Genomic DNA, 20,150 nt, shown 5'->3' on the forward strand with positions numbered 1-20,150 from the left:
TCGTTTAATGGATTAGAAATTAATTAAAGCACCATCGAATAAATCGGGAGTAACTGTAGTAATCACTTGGTCTCCCTCTTCTGCTCCAGATAAAACTTCGACCATACCATTTGATGTTTTCCCTAATCTTACCCAAGTCAAAGACGCTTCATTTTGAAGATTTACCAAGTACACACCTTCCAATTGTCCCTTTCTATAAATGGCATTCTCAGGTAGTAAAATCTTCTGCACCAACCCCTTACTCGAAGAGACTTTTGCATACATTCCATTGGCTAATTTTGAATGTTGATTCAATGAAAACTCCACTGTAAATTGCCCACCATTGTATTTACCAGATGGAACCACTCGCTTTACAGTTCCTTTAATATTTTGCTGTAAAGCATCTACATAGATCATCACCTCATTTCCTTTTTCAAAAGCATCAATTTTTGAAGCTGGAATGTTAGCTAAAGCCTTAAACTTTGATGCTGAAGCAAACTCAACAATCGGCATTCCTGGTGAAGCCATATCTCCTGCCACCATCATCTTTTTTGTGATTACTCCTGTGAACGGTGCTCTAATAGTGGTGTAAGATAGATTTGAGTCTACCTCATCTTCTGCATTCTTAGCTACCTCCAATTGTGCTTTTGCAGAAAGATAATAAGTACGTATATCATCCAATTCTTTATCTGTCGCACTTCCCAATTGGTGAAGCTTTTCAATTCTCTGATAATCCTTTTCAGCGTTTTGTAAATTCACTTCCGCCATTTCAACTTGTGCATGTACTCTAGCTTTTGAAGAATGAATTCCAGCACTTTCAATTCTTGCTATTACCGTCCCTTTTTTGATCACATCTCCTGCTTCAAAATTGAAATCGTATAATCTACCCATCAATTTTGTACTTAAGAGCACAATGTTATCACTCTTAATTTCTGCTGCGTATTGTGAATTATTGGAAACGTTTTCTGTTTTTACTTTTTGTACTTTAACAGGTATAGCTACTCTTTCTTGCTTCTTTGTAGAATCATTTGCCTGACTACAAGAAAACAGTGTACTCATACCCAAAAAAGTGATCAATAAAGTCGATATATATGTATATTTTTTCATGATGATGTTCGGTGTAAATTTTATTCTTTTAGTAATAGATCTAGGTGGAAAATGGCCATATTGTATTCAAAAACAGCGTGTAAATAGCCTAACTCTTTTTCTGATTTAATGGATTCTGCACTTAATAAATCCACCGTTTTTTCTAAGCCTACTTTGTATCTATCAGATAATATTTTGAAGCTGCTTGATGCCTCTTCTTTAGCTACTTCTGCCAACTCAATTTTTGATTTAGCCGATTGTACTTTTCGTTGTGCTTTTTTCAATTCCACATTGGCTTGTGACTTTTCCTTTTCCAAGTTTAAAGTTGCTTTCTCCCAATCCAATTTTGATTGTTGGGATGCCGCAATTTGACGTCCACCATCAAATACTGTCCAGCTTAAAGAAACACCTACCAAGTAACTTTGTGCAGTTGTTCCAAAAAGATGTGGGTCGTTAAAATCGTATTGCCCGAATGCGTTAATACGTGGTATAAACTTAGATTTGTTCATTTTCCACATACTTTCTTGTGCTTTTGCAGCATACGATAAACCCATTAAATCAGCACGAGTTAAAGGAACAAATTCTGTTTCCATTTGAGTCAGATTCGTTTGTTCTTCTTCCAATTGATCTTGCAATTGAATCACTGTTCCTTCCTCAAGTTTTAATAGATATACTAAATAATCATTGACTGATAATCGAGCATCTTCCGCTTCTTGTAACTTCGTTTGAATATCAAGTTTTCTCACTTTAACTTGAAGTACATCCGATTCTTTAGCATACCCATTGTCCTTGTTGTCTTGCACAACTTTATAGGCTTCCTCTAGTGTAGATAGTGCTGATTTTAAGACTTCAATTTGATGTTCAGCCAAACCCAACATATAGTAATGTTGTTTCACTTCGAATAAGATAAACTCTTTCACTCTTTTAGATTCCTGCACCTTAGCATTATACACCTGTTTACTTGCTTTTCGACCATGTAAACCGTCTAGATTAAAGATCGGTTGCTGTATAGCACCTCTTGTATTCCAGTTTGATATATTGTCTGGATCGTTTAATCTATTCGGATCGAAATCTGCTACAGTTACTCTTTCTTGCTGTAAAAGAATACCAAAAGCATTCAAAGGATTGTTTGTATTTACCCCCGTTTCTGAGAGTGTGATATTAGGCAAAAAGACATTATTCGTTTTCTTATATTCTAATAAAGCCGAGGCTACTTCTTTTTCCTTAATCTCGATATCTCGGTTATTATCTGATGCTAATTTTAAGGCTTCTTCTAACGATAAGCTTTTTGTTTGGGCATAGGTGTTCCACCCTAACAATAGACCAGCTAAAGTCAGAAATATATTGTATTTCATTATTAAATTTTAATTGATGTGATTAGATAATTTGAAAATTGTGGTTTTTCAAAATCTATCAGAAGTACGGACAATCCGAGCGAGTACCTATAAGATTACAGTTCATGACTTGTGCTTTAATTAATTTTCCTTTTGATAGTATTACTTTTCAACCTATCTAAAGTGAGTGATGAATTAAACTTATGATACAAATGTAGAGGATCTAAGAGAGATCTTGTGTGACAGAAGTTACATACATATGAACAAATCTTCATGTCTTAATATATGTAATTATAAAACACTGATTTTTAGTAATAAAAAAAACCTGAATTTGATAAATAATGACTTTATCTAATTCAGGTTTATATTATTCTCTATTGTGAGATTTAATCAAAAAACGCCAACTTATGCGTTAAGAAAATCTGTAAGCGATGTTCGTTTGGTGTTCCATTTCTTGACAAGTACATGTACCCTGCCTGGAAATTTAAAGATTTTGTCATCTGATAGCCCAACATGGCATATGCACGGTTTTGGCTAAACTGAGTATTCGGGTCAATATCAATTAGTATTTCGTTACCGAATGTACTGAAGAATACTCCTTGATGCATGGTCTTATCAGAAATTGGCACCCCTACTTGAGCTCTGTAACGTCCTCTTTGAGCCAATCCGCTTTCCAACGATCTTAACTCATAACGATAACGGTGCTGAAGTGTGAACCTTCCTAACTTCTGAGAAGTGATCGCTTGTAAAGTAGTCCTGTATTCTGAACTTGTTTGACCGTCTGGATTCACCGGTTCATAGGGACTGTTATGGTGATATTCTTGTGAAATCGCCAATTGGAAATTGTCTTTTACATTATAGCAAAAGAATGGACGCACAAAGAAACTTTGTACATCTGATACGACATCATATGTTCTCACCTGAGACTCCACAAATATTTCGAATTTGGGAGAGAATTTATAGAATCCGTTATAGATATACCAACTACCTACATCGGGTAATTCTTGTGCTTTAGATACTACGGAACAGAATAAAATTGATAAGGTAAGTAGTACTGATTTAGTTAATTTCATTTATATTCTTGGTTTTTTGCTTAATCATTCAAAAGTAATAATAAATCGTATTGCATCAATAGAATTATTACGACAAACATCCTAACAATGATGAATAAGCTTTTTGTCATTCCTATGAGATGTTCTCATTATGTAAATTTAAATAATAAAGTTGAAGTTGTCATTTTATGTTGAGTTAAGTCTACTAAACTTCACATTCAAGAAATAAAAGTTTATATTTCTGATGAAAATGTAAACTTCGATATTTATCTATCTGATTATCAGTATTACTAAGTAGCTTTAGGTAGAAGAGCGTGCAGGATTCGTGTCAATGTTTCTTAATTCGATATTCAATTTCGTTAACTTAGTAAATTTTGCTGAATTTTCCACATCTATTATGTTTGTATCGTTGTCAATCGCTGACATTCGCAAACACCCACACTACGCATCGTATCTAATCTGAAACGAACGTATCGCAGAACATTTCCCGCTATCGTAGAACGTACTTATTTTCGCTCACCGTATGGTGCACTTCTAAGCGTATTATGGTCAATCCACTCCGACTCGTTATATCCAACGTCGCGAAGTTTGTTCCAAGCGCTTGTTTAATTTAAATAAGTGTTCAATGAAAGATAGAATACAACAATTAGAATACAAGGTTGCTGAACTCACATATAGATTAGATCAATATGAGAGATTCGATGATGAATTGTTGACTGTTAAAGATGTATCAAAACGTTTGAAGATGAGTTTATCACTAGTCTATAAATTGATCAACTCAGGCGAAATGAAACACAAGAAGGTCAGTAAGAAGTATTATGTACGATTGTCCGACTTAAAGTCGTTTATAAAAGCATAAAAAGAAACCCTAACCGTCTTGGCTAGGGTTTTAATGTTTCGGTGGGATGATGCTATTGTCGTAACAACTCGTAATGTACGTGCTGTTTCAGATTCGTTCGATCAAGTTGCATCTTGTCCTTCACTTCGTTGATCATATCAATCATGTGTATTTGATTCGTTTCATGACGTTCTCGTATCGACTGCATGATTCGATCTTGCATTTCAGTTTTACTGATTTGAAAGAACTTCGTGTCAGCAACAGTGTCTAATGAGGTTTGCGAACTAACTAACTCTTTCATCGCATTGTTCAAGTCGTAAACATCATACTCTGTCATTCTTGCGACAAGGTTTTTAGCAGCCAGTGTCCACTTGCCTGTTTGCTCTAGATAATGAAAGTTAGGCTGAATATTACCTGTGTGATCGATAATCTCAAGACAATGTAAAGCTATTGCAAGTTCATCTTCAGTAACGTTGATCATTCGTGCAAGGTCTTCAGACGAGTACAAACGGTCGGATAATTGTTCGAGAAGTGCAGTCTGCTTCTCAAGTACTTTATCTTGTTTCTGCTGATTTGCTTCTAAGGTGTCAATTTTCGAAAGTAAAGGCTCAACAACTTTTAGTATTGTTTGTTTAATCTCTCCATCGAAACTTGAAAGTGTTTCGTATTTAAGTACAGCGGTGCTGATTTCCTCAACATAGGGCTTTGCATGTTTACCTCGTTGTGCTTTCGTTATCGCTAACGCCGTATTGAACGTCACTTGAATATCGTATTCTGTCTTGCTGTTTAGTTGATATTCTTTGCGTAGTTCATCCGTCACAGAAACTAACTCATAGTCGACACCTTGTTCAAACTTACTGTTGTCTTTGATGTATGTTGTTTCCCACTTTGCATAATGCTTGTAGTCCTTGTCGTTTGTTAATTCAACGTAAAGAGGTTTTGACCTGATCATGTCAACGTTATTCATCAATTCTCTAATCTTGGCGATGTACTTATACTTTTCTGTGTCGAAGTGGTTTGCTTGAATAGTTGCTATCTCGTTCATAATTAATTATTTAAGTGATTCAACTTGGCCCACCCAATTCGGCGGGGGGAATACTGGGGTAGAAAGATAGCGATATAAAACTGAAACGTTTTGTTATAGTTTTGAAAAATATACTACATTGGCTAGAACAATCAACTATAGACAAAAAAGAAACCCCTCCGATTGTTCCGGAAGGGTTGGTTGTTACAATTTTGCAATTTTTGTTGGACGTTCTAGCTTGTAATCCTGTTCTAATGGTTTGTGTACATCGCTTCTATGCCCTTTGTAACCTTTTACGTATTCAGTTACACGAGCATCGAATTGAATCACATCTCCTGGTTGCAATCGAAGATCCATAAACTGTTTACCAACATTCATCCATAGATGGTTAGCGACTACGTCAGATTTAATCGACAAATTCTTTAGAAGAACCGTTGGCAATGGCGGACCTTTAAAAGCTGATTTCGTACCCATGCGACCAACTGTTGCCGTAAACGTTAGACGTTGACCTTTCAGCGGTATTAAATCTCTTCGTGTCATTGACTAATCAACTTTATATTGCGCGGACTTTAAACTAAACTGATTTTGCTTCTGTTTGAGATGTAGTTTTAAAACTTTATGATCAACATTTAAAGCTTCTAATTCAACCTGTAGTTGTTGATTTTTAAGTGCGAGCTTTTCATGCAATTGTTGTGCTTTGCATACAGTGGCTCTTATAAGTTTTAAATCGGTAGAATCTGAAATAATATTTAAAAGCATGCGGTATTCTAGTATATACTCTTCAACTTCTAACTCAGCCACTCGGTTTAGTAAATACTCGGTTAAACCTCCATCATCAACATTTTGGTTTAACTTTAACTTCTTTAAAATGGTCTGTACGGTTACTTTTGTGACAGTTTTTTCAAAAATTTCAGGAATAACATCGTTTGCATGCATTTCTAAATAGTTTTGTATAAGCATACTTGTTACTACATAGCCGTCAACTCCATGTTCTACTTCTATAAAATTCTCTATCATATTTTTTTAAATTTTGGTTACAATTGACATTATACAACTAATAGTTTTGACGTTTGAGTTTGTCGTTAACGAGTTACCTAACGTTGAGATTACTCGTCGACGACTTAATATAAATTTGAACGTTTAGTCAGTGACTTTGCCGTCACGTTTGTCAAGAAGCTGTTGCAAAACGTTACGGAGAATCTTTGCTCGTTGCAAGTTTTCGCCTGTGAACTTCTTTGTGTCGTCAATTAACGCGATTGCATTTTCTAAACACACGTATGGAACACCGCCATGTTCGTAAGAAGCTCCTTTAGTTAATAATCTACCTCGTTGTTTTTTCCATTTTGAAAGGTTAGTACGCCAAGCTTTTCCATTTGACTTACTTTTTAGACGATTTATTTGCGCATCAGTGCGAGTATATGCGAACAATTCGTGAACATCTACACAATTCCCATAAGGTCTGTGTGAGTCGACAATTTTAAGCATGTCAGATGCATCCGGGATGCATTTGGTGGCACCTATATCGTGTTGATTATTAGCGTATTTTGGAAATTCAGATGCATCCCGGATGCATTTGGTATCTGTTGATCTTTTAATCCCGCCATCCCGAATAGACTCATATTCATCCAACACCTCATCCGAAAGTTCTCTCCTGGTCCTAAACATATCCATGTCTGTAATCTCGCCACTTTCCAACGCTTTTTGTCCTGCTTTGACATACCCGGAATTGTACCACTTCATTTGACCGTTTTCGATCATGTCTTCCACTCGTGTTGATGGTACATGATCCTCCTCGTAAAATTCTTTGTCAATTTCGTTTTGTGCGTTTTCGTGAAACTTTAGTTGGAATGCGATTAAGTTTTTCTCGAAATCATTCAATTCACCTCTTGTGTCAATTGCTGACTTTTCCATCTCAAGCTTAGCCTCAAACGTAGTCTTTGCCAATCGTAATTTTCGAAGCTCATGTTCCAATTGCTTTATTTCCGTAGACTTTAATTGTTGTAATCTACGTTTAAGAATCTCAATGTCGTCTGAAATCTCTTCAACGGATTGGTAGTGTTCAATTGGATTGCCACTAACAACTTCCTCTGTTTCGATTACTTCAATTTTACTCATTTGTATTATGGTGTATATAGTGCTCAATTCGATAATTGATACAACGATTTGCATTACGGCTGATCTTCCATGCATCATCTTCAAGGATGAACCAGTTATTTTTTCGATGTTTCTTCAATGGTTCTAATGAACGTTTTGACAAAATACCAGCATGGCTGAGCAACACTTTTAAATCGTCAGAATCTCTATCGAAGATCGTTGCTAGTCGATTTAGGTATGTTTCAAAGTCGTAGTACCCAACACTAGATTCAGATCCAACCAATGGGTAATCTTGCCAACGTTTAAAATGTTTGGTTAGATGTTCGTATTTGTCGTCAATCTGCTTCTTAGTTGTACTACCACCAATGTAACTACTCTTGATGTGTTGATATAAACGTTCAACAATTCTACCATGAAACCACCGAACCGTTGGTGCATATTTATTACCCGCAGCGACACCCTCTGTATCATTTTTAGCAGCTTCATATTCGTCCTTAAATTCGTCATTGGTCCTTGCATATGACATACGTATCAGTTTTTCTTTAATGGCTTCACCTGTCGGTTGACCTTTATCGTAAGCTGAGTATTTCTTAACTAATCCAAGTATCAGAAGTAGTTTATTAATATGCTCTTTTTCAAGATCAAATCCACGTTGGACAAGTAGCGACGTGACAGTGTTTACCCGCATATATCCATTAACAGACATAACTTCTTCAATCGTTTCTTTAGATGCTCCCACTTGTTCTAGCATCCGCTTTAGCTTTGCATTCTCAGATTTTAGATCTGTAATTGTACTCTGGGCCAATGCGAATGCTTCATCTTTTTTCTGCAAAAGACTACTAAGTGTCAGTACAGCTTTGTTTGCTTCTTCTTGCGTTTCAGCTGTGTTGTGTTCCAAAATTAATTTCGAATTAGCAGCAGCGGATTCACCTCTCTGCATCATAGGTTCGAAATCGCGAAGTGCTAAATAAACATCACATTTTTCAGGTACAGCTAACTTACCACCTAGTTGAATCGCTGCGGCATTTATCTCAACAAGACCTGATTCAGACTTGACCAATTGCGGTGCTATCATACCACGCTCTTTGAAAAATTCGTCAAGCTTTTTGTTAACCTCATCCACAACCACGAAAATCTTTCCACCAAGCTTTGTGTACGCGAATAAACTCATTTCTTCATTTCTCTTTAAATGGAGAAACCGTCACTCAAACTTGTATCCTACCCCAAGTCCAAACAACGGTCCCATGTCATTTAATTAATCGAAATTTGACGCTACTAGGTAGGATTGTAATATCAAAAATCTACAGATGCAACATTACAACTTCAGAAAACAACCGCCAATTTTGAACAATTAAACGGTTGCTAACTGAATGTACAATTGCATGGAAATAAGGAACTTAGACTACTTCTAAACAATTCCAAATCACCACCAACGAACTGATTTTTTTGCTGTGAAAAGAGCGCCGGTGAACAGCCGTGCTATGCCACTTAGTAAAGTTTCGTATCTTTGAGGAGTTTTTTCATGTATGCTCAACAGCGTGTGTCGTTCTATGCATTTTGAGAGCTAGTAACGCACCGCTTGTCCGAGCTATCTTACGCCACTCGACTGATCTTCCTCACCCGACAATACACGTCGTAATCAACATAGAAGTAATCATCCTCGAACTTGATGATTTGACGTTCCGAATTGAACGTTAGTTGAGAACCTTTGTAAACTGCTACTGCTGTGTGGTATTTGTCTTCGGCATCTTTCAACACCTTTATGAACATTTTATCACCCTTTTCAACGTGTTTGATGTAAGACTCAACGTCCTTGAACGCTTTGTCGACACGTCGTATGTTGACGATTAGTGTGCTACAGTTATTGACTGTTAGTCGCAATGAAATAGCATAATCGCTAATTGTGTAGCTTTCAAAATCAGCGGTTAACTCAGTCGCATACGTAATGTAACGATTGACAACTTTAATCTGATTTTGTAGAAATTTGTGTTCACTTGCAACGACAAATGAATCGTCAGTTGCATTGAAGTGATTTACGGATATTACTGACATAGTAAAATAAAATTTACGTTTGACAAGGCACAAGGCTGCGAAACGCCACCTCGTGCCTGAAACAAACTAATTAATATATGAAATTTGGAATAATTCTTTAGTGATCGTTGCGACCTTGATGCCACATGACAAGCGGAATCTTCACCGCTTTTAGCTTCGGCTCCGGCTTCGACTCTTGGCCATCAACAACGATTTTGAAGTTCTGCAGAAACTCGATGTCGTCTTCTGATGAACGTTCAGTGTGAATGAACATGACACCGCCGTTTTTTAAATAAACCTTCGTATAACTGTCGCAACTCAACGTCTTGAACCTTTGATCGTCATCGACCGTGTCGGTAACCAAGATTTCGAAGTTACGAATGTCTATTTCTTCCTTGATGAAACCCAAGAAAGGTGCGATATCGAAGAACGCATCTTGGATAAGGTTGTGCAGTTCTTCTAACTCCTTGAAAACGTTACCTTTTAGAACATGCTCTTTTAGCTGTTTGCTGTCCATAGTGATTTGAGTTTTAGATATAACTTGACGAACCAAACTGATTTGAGTTCGTTCAATTGTTGTCGAGTATTCGATAGTTGTTGTTCAACTTCAAGTTTACTGTTTCTACTTGCGAACAATGACGAATTTGTCAACAACAACTCGTTCTTCGCTTCGATTAGTTTTTCTTTCGAACGTTTTACCTTAACATCGGCATCAATCAACTTGTCGATTAGATCTTCATTTGCACTGATCATATCAGATTTCGACATGCTATAGTTGAATTTGAACTTGTTGTATGTATCAACGATTTGCTTCTCGTCACTTCGCCAACAGGTTATTGCTGAACCGTCCTTTCCAACTACCCATACTTGACGTTTACCTACTTTAATTTCGTATTGACCATTATCGTTGATGTTTTCTGGAATCAGTTGACTTAGAATCTTCGTTCTAAAGTTTTCATCAAGGAGTTGCATTTCAAGTTGTTTCCTCGTCATGTTCTTGTCACATCTTTGACGTAAACGCTTGAGGAAATGATTTGAGAATGATCCAAATGAAACCAACTTGTTGCGTTTATCCAACGCTTTTAAATCGTCGTCTGACATCTGATCTAACGCTTCGTCGCTATTGATCAGAACGTCTTGTCGTCTCTTTTTCTGCATAATGAATGAATCGTTTACAGTCTTTCGCTTTGTTGATCCTAGGGTTGTGGTCGGGGCAAGTCTTTTCATGAACACAATACCCACAACCAAGTTGATGATACTCCATGGTTACCTAAACGGTTTCTTCGGTGCGTCTAGCCCTAACTTTTTGTCGATTTTAAGCAAGTCCATCATTTCCTGACCCATCGCATGTTTCATCGCATCAGATGTGTACTTCTTCAACTCCTCAGAAACCTTTTCAACGGTTTCTTTGGTGAACTTGTCGCTAAACTGCTTCAATTGACGATCAATAATGTAATGAACACGAGTTTGTCGATTACTTGAATAATTTGTTGCAGGTTTACCGTTACCATCAACTTGCTCAGTTAAGAAGTTGTCGAACTTCTCTTTGATCATCGCTTTGCCACTTGGATATTCCTTTAGGGTATCGCCCCAGCGGTCACATTGTACGATCGGCTTAGACCATAACGTTTGGAACTCACGATCCACAATTTCGTCGATCTTCGTGTTGAGCTCTTTGTAAGTTCGATCCTCTAACTCCTTTCGAGCTTCAGCTAACAACTTGTTCTCAATACGACTTGTAACACCGTCGATTATTTCTTGTTTTACTACCTGGTCGATATCACCACCCTCTTCGAGCCAATCGACAGTTACTTCAATATTGAATTTCATGATATTTTTTCTGGTTGAATTATTTTAAAAATCGTCTTATAGTCACCGTCATCAATCGTGTATTTTTGCTGTAACGACGAGAAGTGGAATACTGACGTTTCAGTCCTAGCCGTTTCGTAGTAGGTTTCCACCCATTGATTGATATTTGACATCGAATCGGCTTGCATATAATTTCTAGCAAGCAAAGTCTCACTACGACTCATTTTATGCTGCTCCCAAATAACTAGATAGTTCATGATATTATAATTTCTTTTATATCTCGTACATCCGTCGAACGAAACACCCTGATATCCATAAACTTTCTGAATTTGACATCAAACCTTGATGCCGATGCTGGATCTGAATTAATCAGTTGGTCCAGCATTTTTGTATAGGTCAACGGGTGTATAACAATCGCTGTAGGCTCTCTACCTTCCAACCGTTTGAACGCGGCGATTTGGTATTCCAAAGAATCAGCCGTAGACGTTCGATTTAGATTTCTTGTTTGTGACATAGCATATTGATGTTTGACTGTACAATTACCATCTCACCATCCTCCAACGTAATGCATAACCACTCGTTGTTTGGGCCACCTTTTTGTATCGACTTAACCGGTGATGTATTTCGACATACGCATGAGCCAATCTGTTTACCAACTTCAGCAAATTCATAGTCTTCACCATCAGTCGTTGCACACCAATTCCACGTCGCTTTGTAGATTATATTATTCATAACTCTTGAATTTGCATTTGTGATCTATCTTTTATGATTTCGTATTCATGGTGAAATGGTACATAACCATGGTGTACCATGATTTTCATTTGACCATTCTCCATAACGAAGTCGGCAACACCACGGCCAACGAACAGTTGCGATTGAAATCTACGAGTTAACCCAACAGGCTCGATCTCTAATAGTTTTATCTTCGTCATTTTACCAACTCCTTAACCATCTTATCCAACAACTTACGGTCTTCTAACAACTTGAACGTCACCTTTGACGCGTAATCTGTACGAATGTACTTGACACGGTGTCGAAGTGTTACTGCAGCAATTTGCAGCTTGTCTTGAATGTGTTTCAGATTGTTGAACTTACTCGAAGTAATCACTAAAACACCTTCGCTAACTCTGTTTAATTTCATAGTACAAAAGCGTAAGTGATTGTATAAATCTTCAAAACGTCCATCAACATCGTGTCGACTCTTGGCTGAACTCGTTTAAACCGCTCATCTTTACGACACAGAGCGTTATGGAAATCTAAATATGATTCACCTTCTGAAAAGGTGACCTTGATTTGCACAACCTCAACCATTTTGTCGTACTTATTAACTGAGATAAATGCACCAACTTGCGGTGATGAATCTGTTATTGAAACTGCCAAATGTAACTTATCTCTACCAACTCGTTTAATCGTTACATTTTCGTAAGCGGCGAGTGCTTCAACGTCAACATCAGCCTTTCCAGGCAAGTCAACAAAATCACTTATTGTAAGATTTTGGCAGAATGATATACTACTGATTGTCAGAAGTATTATTGTGATTAATGTCTTCATTTTTTTGATTCTGTTTAAGTAAAAAGCAACGCCCGTGCGTCATCCAAGGAAAGTTCAAAGTTTAAAATTCGACAATTGGGCGTTGCTAGTATCAGGTCGACTACAACTATTTGGTAATCGAGAAGGTTAAACATTTGAAATGCCGACCTAATATCTTCGTTGCTTTTATTGTTAGGAAAAGAACGGTAGATGCTACCGCTCCTTAACCCTTAACCAATAAACAAAGCCGGAAATCCGACCATAAAAACAACATATGTGTCTGTATTCGACTTCAGTAGAATGGAGCCAACAAAGTGCCGACCCCTTTAACTATGAACTAAAAACGTAGTAATTGTGCTACTTGAAAATCGAAAAATGTATCTTATCTTGCTGATGTAAAATATTTTTGAATCTTTTGTTAACCTTCAGAAGCCGATGCATCTAGTGTCGGCTTTTGTTGTTATTTGAATCGTCTAAATAAAGTAGAAGAAATAACCTGTCCACTAGAACTTTTCTCATCAATTAAAATGTATTTAATGAACTCGCGTTTAACTTCGATTTGATATTGCGCCAAGACTTTAAGTGTTTGTGTAGATACATCGAAACGTATTCTCTTTTCTTTTACAATACTATCGACATATCCAAGACACGCTTTTTCCCAATTCTCTATTTTCAACACCTCAAAAGGTTCCATTAGATTTACTTGCGTTCGCTGTACTTCATCGCTTATACCAACGTGTTCATTAAATGAAAAACGATATGGGATAACAAAATTGAACATTGCTAATGCAGATTTTATGTGATTAAGTTCACACTCAGGTAGGTGCAAAGCTGTTCGTAACTTCACACCTGACCGTTTAACTCGACACTCGAAATACAAAGACATTGTCAACACCTCGTCAGTGTTGTATCGTCTATCAACTTGTGCAAAAACATGAATGTAATCATACTTACATGCAAAATAAGCGGCCAACAACATTAAAGTTGATTTATCATTATAATACTTTGTATGTTGATCACCTTGTGTTGTAATCTTTGCGACTTTTGAACGATTCGTCGCAAGTTGTAAGATTTTCGACACTACTGATATTTGTTGTTTTGCTGTTTGAATTTCTTTAATCCCCAAGCGTTTTAATGCTAATTCAGCTGTATCAGCGATATTTTGTTTATAAGCTTCACTATTCGACATCGACAAACCATTTATCTAAAAATGAAACGACTATTTTAATACGTTGCTTTAATGCTAAATCTAAATCATTTGCCAACGTTGCCATTTCTTTCATTTCTTGTAACAATGCAATTAAGTCATCTGAACCATAAATCTTGAAGTACGAAACATCCATGAAAGACATTGAATCCGAACCACCATCACAAGAATCTAAGCACATATACAGCGAGTCTTCGATACCGAAGTTTTTAACTAAATCTTCGTCTGCATATTCCTTTTTCTGTTTTGATTCTAGGTTTTCTTCAAGGGAGATTGACCACCAGCCTTCATTGTCATACTCCTCTTTGACACGTTTAGCATACTCTAACTCGTTAGAATTACATTCAAAGTACTTCAAAAGATCCAATGAAATCTCATAAATACATCCATACAGATTTTGTAACATATAGTCTGAATAAGCTAAGTATGTATGACGTAATACAAACTTTTCATCTTTAAGCTGAGTTGCCATTATAGGACTTGAAGTCAATCTCAGCATCTCTGTTTTTTCGTAAGCATCCTTGAACACTTTTGCCAATTTGGATTTACATTCTTTATAGGTTTTTATATTTTCCATAATTTTAGTTCGGTTTGACTTTTCTATATAGTTTTGATTTAATTTGATAATGAAACTTCGACGGTGATAACTCTATCTGTCTACCCTGGTCATCTGTCAACACGACAAGTTGTTGAGTTACATACTTGTAACTGTAAAGTTTACCGGCGGTGTCAAGTACGTAATTTGTCATCTTGAGATAGGTTTTCGTTGACGTGGCTGAGCAGTACGCTTTCTGTCAGACGATTTCATAATAACCTGCAACAAAGAGTCGTTTTTCTTCACCTCCGCTTCAAGTTTTTCTTGAATATCATTCACTTGCATTGTCAACTCCTTAACCTGACATTTCAAGTCGAACTCACGATCTTTCAACGCATCAAGTTCCTTGCTTGAGATCTTTCCGTTTTTAGCCTCATTCAATTCAACTTTCAACGCTTTAACTTGCTCCTTCAAGGTATCGACGTGTGCATGAGCCGACTTGTAAACCCCAAAGTCTGCGTATTTCACCTTCATCTCTTTAATCTTGCCGTCTTTTATGTCAATAACACGTTTAAGATGTAAGATGTATTCCCGGTCAGTATCGAAGCATGCTCTGACGAGTTCTAGGAATGGCCATTTCATCTTGCTCATCTTACTTGAGAGAGCTTCACGACTTTCTTGTGAATAAACCTCCAACGAGAAATCATCAGCACCTTCGAATAAAACTTTGTGTTCGATTGAATATCTCGAAAGGAAGTCAAGGATCGCATCTTTATGTTGACGGTCTGTACGGTATTTGAATATTTGATTTTCCATGGTTCTATCCGATGTTATATAATTGATTATTAAGTATTTAGTCACTTTAACTGCATCTAAAACGTGGATTTCAACGCGAATAATCTCCAACGTTGATAATCAATTAATTAGCGCTTCTTTGTTGCTGCTTTTATTAGATTTTTCCTGTAAATGGTATTACAAGTACTTGCGTATCTAACTCATTGTCAGAAACATAGTCTTAACTTTTTACCTGTAACTGGTATTGCAACGGCGTTATGCATTAGTACTGAAGAACCTCAGATTCGGTCTGATGCCGGTATCGCTAAGTATGCTCCACAATCGTTCGATTCGATTCAAGAATGTGAGTGACGATCGCATTGAACGTCTGCCCGAGCAAGGCTTGAGTTAGGTAGTTGTGGGATCTTGTCAGTAAATGGAGAAGCCGTCACAGAAATGGTCCTCTACAACCACAATTCCATAACGGCTTCATTTCCCGACTAACGTAGAGGATGTCGGTACTACAATACTACAACTAAGTACCAAAACACCCTACCATGAATCGAGATTATTTTTCCAATTATTTGTCAACTTGTTGATTTGCAAAGAAACAAATAGTTTCAACTTTCTCAGATCCAGTAGGCACGTATAAACATTCATGTTCATTTCGGCTGTTGTAATAGTAGATTATGTCATCTCTATCAACTGTGATCGAGTAAACTTCAACTTTACCAAATTTTCCGTAGCCAAGAAATTGACCACGTTCCGATAACATCATTTTAGCAAATTTCTTGGCTACAGTTACGCATGTTGCGTATGATAATCCATTTTTAACAGGTGTATCGGATGCACGGTACAGCGTAACATGCTTCGGTAAATTCGATTTCGTATAAGTCAACCTATCTTTAATCGACATTAGGTATTCCACCAATTCACTACGATTGACTTGCATTAATGGCATGTCGCACATCGAATATTCAAACATGAATTGCTCAGGCGTAATATCACCAAGTACAGCTTCGGATAGAACAACGTCGAAGCGGTTTTGTGAATCTTCTCCAATCATATTATTCGAAATTTACGTTGATCCAAGGTAAACGATCGACCTGACTCGATGTAAAAGGTAAACACGCCATCGTTCTTGTCGAACTCCTTAACGGTTGTCCAAAAGTACACGCCACCATCTAAAGTAACTTGTGCTCTTGGATGCTCCATCACTACAACCGTATCTTCAGTGGCGATTGAAACATAACGACCATCTTGTCGAAAGTCGGCAAACGTCATCGACTCTTCAACGAACTTCGGTGTTACGTGATCGTTCTCACGGCTGAAACAAGAAGTTAAACCGATTGTAAATATGATTAGTAGTTTCTGCATTACTTCAAACAATGTAACGGTGTGTGTTCGTATTTCTTAGTTGACTTTTCATATACATTTCTAGCGTTTCCGTAGTAATGAAAGCTCGTATATCCTCCGAGATGATTCTTAACTGTTGCCTCAAAACAATCTTGTGACGCGTCTTCGCTAACATATTGCTGATCATCAAACTCAAATGTAAGACCGATAGCCTTATTTAGTGTAAATACATCTGGGTAAACTTCATTGAACGTGCCCATAAATAAGTTTTTGTAACCACGGTATCTAACGTGTGTAAGACCTTTCGTTGAACGTTCATCATATGTCATGTGTGTGTATTTACCATCCATATAGAATGTATATTCGTCCAAGGTTTGTACAACGTCACCATTCGACTGCTCATGACTTTCAACTACGTAGTAGAAAGATTTATACACTTCGTTATTTTCATCGAAAATGTGATCACCGTTTGATCCATTACCTGGTACTGTAATATCAACATCGACGTGTACATCATTGTTAATAATAGTTGTATCGTAAATCGTCACATATGTCGTGTCGTAAATCTCGTTACGAATCTCGTTGTTGATGTCGATATACGTCGTATCGTAAACATTGACGGTTACGCTATCATAAATAACAACCAACGTCGTATCGTTGACCATCACAATTGTTGTATCGAACGTATTCGTAACATGGCTATCACCTTCGTTGATTACAATCTTCGTTGAATCGGATGTTGACAACGAGTTATCGTTGTTGTTGTTGACAGGTTCGATAAAGTATTCTCGACGGCAAGACGCAATCGCCAAGATCGAGATGAAAAGGATTATTAATTTCTTCATTTGTTTGTGTTTAAAACGAGCCGACATGTAATACACAGATCTAGTGTGAGTAAACAAGCCGACTCTAATTATCTATTCGAATAACCCCTTCTTGTACACGATACTATCTTCAACGTCAACCACCTCAACAACGGTGTTGTTATCGCCGATTGTCACACCGACAAGTTCACCAGATTTGTGATACGTTTCCATCGAAGCGTTGAAAGTATAATCATCTTTGATCAGTTCTTTCCCCAGCTTCTGATTCCCATATCCGATTTTAACAACGAGACCTGAGATGCCCAAGCTATCGAAATCAACTGTCGAACCTTTAATTTGTAACGATGACGTGTAACTGTTATATCGACTACCTTTAATGTGTTTGAATGTAATCTTCGTACCTTCAATTGCTGTTTTAACAATCTGATTGATACGCACTTTCTCAAGTCTTTCTTTTTCTTTTTCTCTGTACTCAGCCAAGGCATCGTTGAAGAAAGTCTTTACTTTAAATTGGTCTTCTTTTGCTTGTTTCTCCTCTTCAGTTTGAATCTTGTCACCACCAGCAAGAAATTCAACCTTGTCAGCGATACCTTTCATGTTTTGCATCATGTTGTACTTGGCTTTTGAGTAGTCAACGATGTACGCTTTTTCAAGTGAGTTCAACGAGTCAGTTTGATTTACAAGTTCTACAAACTCGTTGAAATTTTTCGATGATAGATCCTGCTCCAATAACGGAGTACAAGAAAATACGACAAGTGTCGATAAAATTAGAATTAACTTTTTCATTTGTTATTAATTAAAGTATTTGAAATTGGCCGCACCATCTTTAAAGTGAGTGATATTTACGTCGATTTCTTCGCCGAAACCACAATCGAACTGAACCCACTCTTCTTCGTCAAAATCCCATTCAACACACTCAGAAGCAATGTTCGAATAGATTAGTTTATAATCGTCCTTACGAATAACATGTCCGAAGCTAAATGCTTTTACACGCTCAAAATCATTATAAATTTCGATGCGACTTTCGACGTTATAAGATTCGTTGTTGAAAAATCTAAGCTCTTGAGTTTGATGCGTACCATTTAAAAATGCATGGTTGTTCATAACCTCAACCGGGTCGGTATGACTTGAGGAGCATCCAATTATGAATGCCCCTATAATGATTAGTACACTTCTCATTACTCTACCTCAGAATCTTTGGCGATAAAGAATTGTAAGTTGCTAACTTCATCAGTTACCAATGTATCATACGACATTGAATCTTCAAGCACATGATACGTTTCAGTTATACGAGTGTAGTTTTGAAAGTGAGTAATGTAAGTTCTCCCACCATTCTCGTACTCTTCATTATCAATTGTCCATTGATTCTCAGAAGTCCATTGCGTTGTCGCCAACATCTGCTTACCCCAAGGTTGCGGGTAATAAGCTGTGTCGCAATAAGTAACGACAAGGTCACCGAGATCGTCGTAATCAAAGTATTTGTGCGATGTCGTTGGAACATCATATTCATCATCGTCTACCTTAAAGGTGAAACTACCTTCTTTGAAACCTTCGAAACTACGATCTGTAATCGTAATGTTGTGAGAAGGTTCGTACTCTTCATGTTTATTGTCATCACACGACACTAATGTGATTAATCCGGCAAATAATAAAATTAAGTTTCTCATTTTTTTGTTTTTAATTACAAGTTGGATAGTCTAAATCTTCAAAATTTACTCTACGAGTAGGAAGTTTATCTACTTCTTTATCGATGTTCACGACAAAGTGTGAATCAAGTAAGTCCATATTTTCGTTAACTGTTGTCGTTTTACAAAAAGGAGCGTCAAGGATGCGTGATACTTTTTCTTCAGTATGTTTTACAACATCATTATATAAAACGAAAACCTCAGTATCTATAATACGATAAGTACCAGATGTATAAGTTTCATTGAGTAAGTAAATAGTATTCCAACCATCAGGTATTACATCGAAAGTAGATTCACTTTCTCCCACCCACTTAGACTCAAACGTACTATCCTCTCTAAATTCGTAAGTATATGTGTAACGGTTCCAATGATTTTCTGTAGAATCTAGTTGATTCGTAAGCACATACTTGACATTACGGTACTCAAACTTTTCCTCTTCAGAGCAAGTGTCACACATATCACATTCTTTCTCTACTTCGACGATTTTTTCAACCTCTTTCGTGATTGTTTCTGAACAACCAAGTATAAATACAGATGTCAGAAATATTACCAAGTATCTCATTTTCTAGATTTTACGATATTCTTGATACAATTTTACGTTGATAGTTCAATGCGTCTAAGTACTTATTGTACTTTTTGACCGGAGTTGAAGCAGGTCCAATGATAATTGCAGGCCACATGACGAACAACCCGCCGACTATTGTAACAGTCTTCCACGTTCTGTTTGAACGAATTTTTGCTTCAGTTTCTCTAATTGCTCTGTCAAGATTAGTCGAATAATCATCTAGCTCAGCAGTAGAGTACTTTGATAACTCCTCTTGTGTAGGCAACTCGATTGTGCATTGAGGAGCGTAGTTTTTCTTAGTGTTGTACATGTCTTTAGCATCTTGCCCAGATACACTAAAGGTTACCATAACAACCGCTGCGATTGATAAGAGAATTTTTCTCATTAGGTTTTAATTAAATGGAAACGACCATTAAACGCATAGGTA

At 37.0% G+C, this 20,150-nt stretch carries 29 protein-coding genes; 2 read left to right on the forward strand and 27 right to left on the reverse strand.

Annotated elements, in window-relative coordinates:
* Positions 1 to 12: 12 nt before the first annotated feature.
* From KMW28_RS26965 to KMW28_RS26975, 3 genes are all read right to left on the reverse strand, one after another.
* Positions 13 to 1,086 carry an efflux RND transporter periplasmic adaptor subunit gene (locus tag KMW28_RS26965; protein ID WP_169665433.1) on the reverse strand — a complete coding sequence of 358 codons (1,074 nt, stop codon included), beginning with the start codon at positions 1,084 to 1,086 and terminating at the stop codon, positions 13 to 15.
* Positions 1,087 to 1,106: 20 nt separating this feature from the next.
* Positions 1,107 to 2,420, reverse strand: coding sequence for a TolC family protein (locus KMW28_RS26970; protein WP_169665434.1), 1,314 nt, complete (start codon positions 2,418 to 2,420; stop codon positions 1,107 to 1,109).
* Between the two features lie 365 nt (positions 2,421 to 2,785).
* A complete protein-coding gene (locus tag KMW28_RS26975; protein ID WP_169665435.1) occupies positions 2,786 to 3,472 on the reverse strand; it encodes a DUF2490 domain-containing protein in 687 nt (228 codons plus the stop codon).
* 604 nt (positions 3,473 to 4,076) lie between these two features.
* Between KMW28_RS26975 and KMW28_RS26980 the strand changes: the two genes are divergently transcribed.
* Entirely contained in the window at positions 4,077 to 4,310 is a 234-nt protein-coding gene (locus KMW28_RS26980; protein ID WP_169665436.1) for a helix-turn-helix domain-containing protein, read from the forward strand.
* A gap of 52 nt (positions 4,311 to 4,362) precedes the next feature.
* On the opposite strand, the gene KMW28_RS26985 is transcribed toward KMW28_RS26980, so the two are convergent.
* The 16 genes from KMW28_RS26985 to KMW28_RS27060 all read right to left on the reverse strand — a co-directional run bounded on the left by KMW28_RS26985 (position 4,363) and on the right by KMW28_RS27060 (position 15,335).
* Positions 4,363 to 5,334: a hypothetical protein gene (locus KMW28_RS26985; protein ID WP_169665437.1), complete on the reverse strand. Its 972-nt coding sequence runs from the start codon at positions 5,332 to 5,334 to the stop codon at positions 4,363 to 4,365.
* Positions 5,335 to 5,517: 183 nt separating this feature from the next.
* Positions 5,518 to 5,853, reverse strand: a complete 336-nt coding sequence (locus tag KMW28_RS26990) for a hypothetical protein (RefSeq protein WP_169665438.1) — start codon at positions 5,851 to 5,853, stop codon at positions 5,518 to 5,520.
* 3 nt (positions 5,854 to 5,856) lie between these two features.
* Positions 5,857 to 6,330, reverse strand: a complete 474-nt coding sequence (locus KMW28_RS26995; protein WP_169665439.1) for a hypothetical protein — start codon at positions 6,328 to 6,330, stop codon at positions 5,857 to 5,859.
* 123 nt (positions 6,331 to 6,453) lie between these two features.
* Positions 6,454 to 7,428, reverse strand: a complete 975-nt coding sequence (locus KMW28_RS27000; protein ID WP_169665440.1) for a hypothetical protein — start codon at positions 7,426 to 7,428, stop codon at positions 6,454 to 6,456.
* Positions 7,421 to 8,578 carry a hypothetical protein gene (locus KMW28_RS27005; RefSeq protein WP_169665441.1) on the reverse strand — a complete coding sequence of 386 codons (1,158 nt, stop codon included), beginning with the start codon at positions 8,576 to 8,578 and terminating at the stop codon, positions 7,421 to 7,423. The genes KMW28_RS27000 and KMW28_RS27005 overlap by 8 nt, the downstream gene beginning before the upstream one ends.
* A gap of 422 nt (positions 8,579 to 9,000) precedes the next feature.
* Positions 9,001 to 9,459, reverse strand: a complete 459-nt coding sequence (locus KMW28_RS27010) for a hypothetical protein (protein WP_169665442.1) — start codon at positions 9,457 to 9,459, stop codon at positions 9,001 to 9,003.
* A 97-nt stretch (positions 9,460 to 9,556) separates the two neighbouring features.
* The gene (locus KMW28_RS27015) at positions 9,557 to 9,955 is read right to left on the reverse strand and encodes a hypothetical protein (protein ID WP_169665443.1); all 399 of its coding nucleotides are present in this window, start codon (positions 9,953 to 9,955) and stop codon (positions 9,557 to 9,559) included.
* Positions 9,937 to 10,596 carry a hypothetical protein gene (locus KMW28_RS27020; RefSeq protein ID WP_169665444.1) on the reverse strand — a complete coding sequence of 220 codons (660 nt, stop codon included), beginning with the start codon at positions 10,594 to 10,596 and terminating at the stop codon, positions 9,937 to 9,939. The genes KMW28_RS27015 and KMW28_RS27020 overlap by 19 nt, the downstream gene beginning before the upstream one ends.
* Positions 10,597 to 10,704: 108 nt before the next feature.
* Positions 10,705 to 11,268: a hypothetical protein gene (locus KMW28_RS27025; RefSeq protein WP_169665445.1), complete on the reverse strand. Its 564-nt coding sequence runs from the start codon at positions 11,266 to 11,268 to the stop codon at positions 10,705 to 10,707.
* A complete protein-coding gene (locus tag KMW28_RS27030) occupies positions 11,265 to 11,471 on the reverse strand; it encodes a hypothetical protein (protein ID WP_169665446.1) in 207 nt (68 codons plus the stop codon). Before KMW28_RS27030 ends, KMW28_RS27025 begins: the two co-directional genes overlap by 4 nt.
* A 504-nt stretch (positions 11,472 to 11,975) precedes the next feature.
* Positions 11,976 to 12,179, reverse strand: coding sequence for a hypothetical protein (locus KMW28_RS27035; protein WP_169665447.1), 204 nt, complete (start codon positions 12,177 to 12,179; stop codon positions 11,976 to 11,978).
* Entirely contained in the window at positions 12,176 to 12,388 is a 213-nt protein-coding gene (locus KMW28_RS27040; protein WP_169665448.1) for a hypothetical protein, read from the reverse strand. Before KMW28_RS27040 ends, KMW28_RS27035 begins: the two co-directional genes overlap by 4 nt.
* Positions 12,385 to 12,798, reverse strand: a complete 414-nt coding sequence (locus KMW28_RS27045) for a hypothetical protein (RefSeq protein WP_169665449.1) — start codon at positions 12,796 to 12,798, stop codon at positions 12,385 to 12,387. The genes KMW28_RS27040 and KMW28_RS27045 overlap by 4 nt, the downstream gene beginning before the upstream one ends.
* Positions 12,799 to 13,237: 439 nt before the next feature.
* Positions 13,238 to 13,966, reverse strand: coding sequence for a hypothetical protein (locus KMW28_RS27050; protein WP_169665450.1), 729 nt, complete (start codon positions 13,964 to 13,966; stop codon positions 13,238 to 13,240).
* Positions 13,956 to 14,561, reverse strand: coding sequence for a hypothetical protein (locus KMW28_RS27055; RefSeq protein ID WP_169665451.1), 606 nt, complete (start codon positions 14,559 to 14,561; stop codon positions 13,956 to 13,958). The genes KMW28_RS27050 and KMW28_RS27055 overlap by 11 nt, the downstream gene beginning before the upstream one ends.
* A gap of 168 nt (positions 14,562 to 14,729) precedes the next feature.
* Positions 14,730 to 15,335, reverse strand: a complete 606-nt coding sequence (locus KMW28_RS27060; protein WP_169665452.1) for a hypothetical protein — start codon at positions 15,333 to 15,335, stop codon at positions 14,730 to 14,732.
* Between the two features lie 150 nt (positions 15,336 to 15,485).
* Between KMW28_RS27060 and KMW28_RS27065 the strand changes: the two genes are divergently transcribed.
* Positions 15,486 to 15,665 carry a hypothetical protein gene (locus KMW28_RS27065; protein WP_169665453.1) on the forward strand — a complete coding sequence of 60 codons (180 nt, stop codon included), beginning with the start codon at positions 15,486 to 15,488 and terminating at the stop codon, positions 15,663 to 15,665.
* A 208-nt stretch (positions 15,666 to 15,873) separates the two neighbouring features.
* Here KMW28_RS27065 and KMW28_RS27070 read toward each other — a convergent pair whose 3' ends face one another.
* The 8 genes from KMW28_RS27070 to KMW28_RS27105 form a co-directional block, all read right to left on the reverse strand.
* Entirely contained in the window at positions 15,874 to 16,359 is a 486-nt protein-coding gene (locus tag KMW28_RS27070) for a hypothetical protein (RefSeq protein ID WP_169665454.1), read from the reverse strand.
* Positions 16,356 to 16,670 carry a hypothetical protein gene (locus KMW28_RS27075; protein ID WP_169665455.1) on the reverse strand — a complete coding sequence of 105 codons (315 nt, stop codon included), beginning with the start codon at positions 16,668 to 16,670 and terminating at the stop codon, positions 16,356 to 16,358. The genes KMW28_RS27070 and KMW28_RS27075 overlap by 4 nt, the downstream gene beginning before the upstream one ends.
* Positions 16,670 to 17,494, reverse strand: coding sequence for a hypothetical protein (locus tag KMW28_RS27080; RefSeq protein ID WP_169665456.1), 825 nt, complete (start codon positions 17,492 to 17,494; stop codon positions 16,670 to 16,672). Before KMW28_RS27080 ends, KMW28_RS27075 begins: the two co-directional genes overlap by 1 nt.
* Positions 17,495 to 17,566: 72 nt before the next feature.
* On the reverse strand, positions 17,567 to 18,259 hold the full coding sequence (locus tag KMW28_RS27085; RefSeq protein ID WP_169665457.1) for a hypothetical protein: 693 nt from the start codon (positions 18,257 to 18,259) through the stop codon (positions 17,567 to 17,569).
* Between the two features lie 6 nt (positions 18,260 to 18,265).
* A complete protein-coding gene (locus KMW28_RS27090) occupies positions 18,266 to 18,577 on the reverse strand; it encodes a hypothetical protein (protein ID WP_169665458.1) in 312 nt (103 codons plus the stop codon).
* 74 nt (positions 18,578 to 18,651) lie between these two features.
* Positions 18,652 to 19,140: a hypothetical protein gene (locus tag KMW28_RS27095; protein ID WP_169665459.1), complete on the reverse strand. Its 489-nt coding sequence runs from the start codon at positions 19,138 to 19,140 to the stop codon at positions 18,652 to 18,654.
* Between the two features lie 10 nt (positions 19,141 to 19,150).
* Entirely contained in the window at positions 19,151 to 19,720 is a 570-nt protein-coding gene (locus KMW28_RS27100) for a hypothetical protein (protein WP_169665460.1), read from the reverse strand.
* Between the two features lie 10 nt (positions 19,721 to 19,730).
* Positions 19,731 to 20,108, reverse strand: a complete 378-nt coding sequence (locus KMW28_RS27105) for a hypothetical protein (RefSeq protein ID WP_169665461.1) — start codon at positions 20,106 to 20,108, stop codon at positions 19,731 to 19,733.
* Between the last annotated feature and the right edge of the window lie 42 nt (positions 20,109 to 20,150).

The organism is Flammeovirga yaeyamensis (assembly GCF_018736045.1).
GTDB classification, from domain to species: domain Bacteria; phylum Bacteroidota; class Bacteroidia; order Cytophagales; family Flammeovirgaceae; genus Flammeovirga; species Flammeovirga yaeyamensis.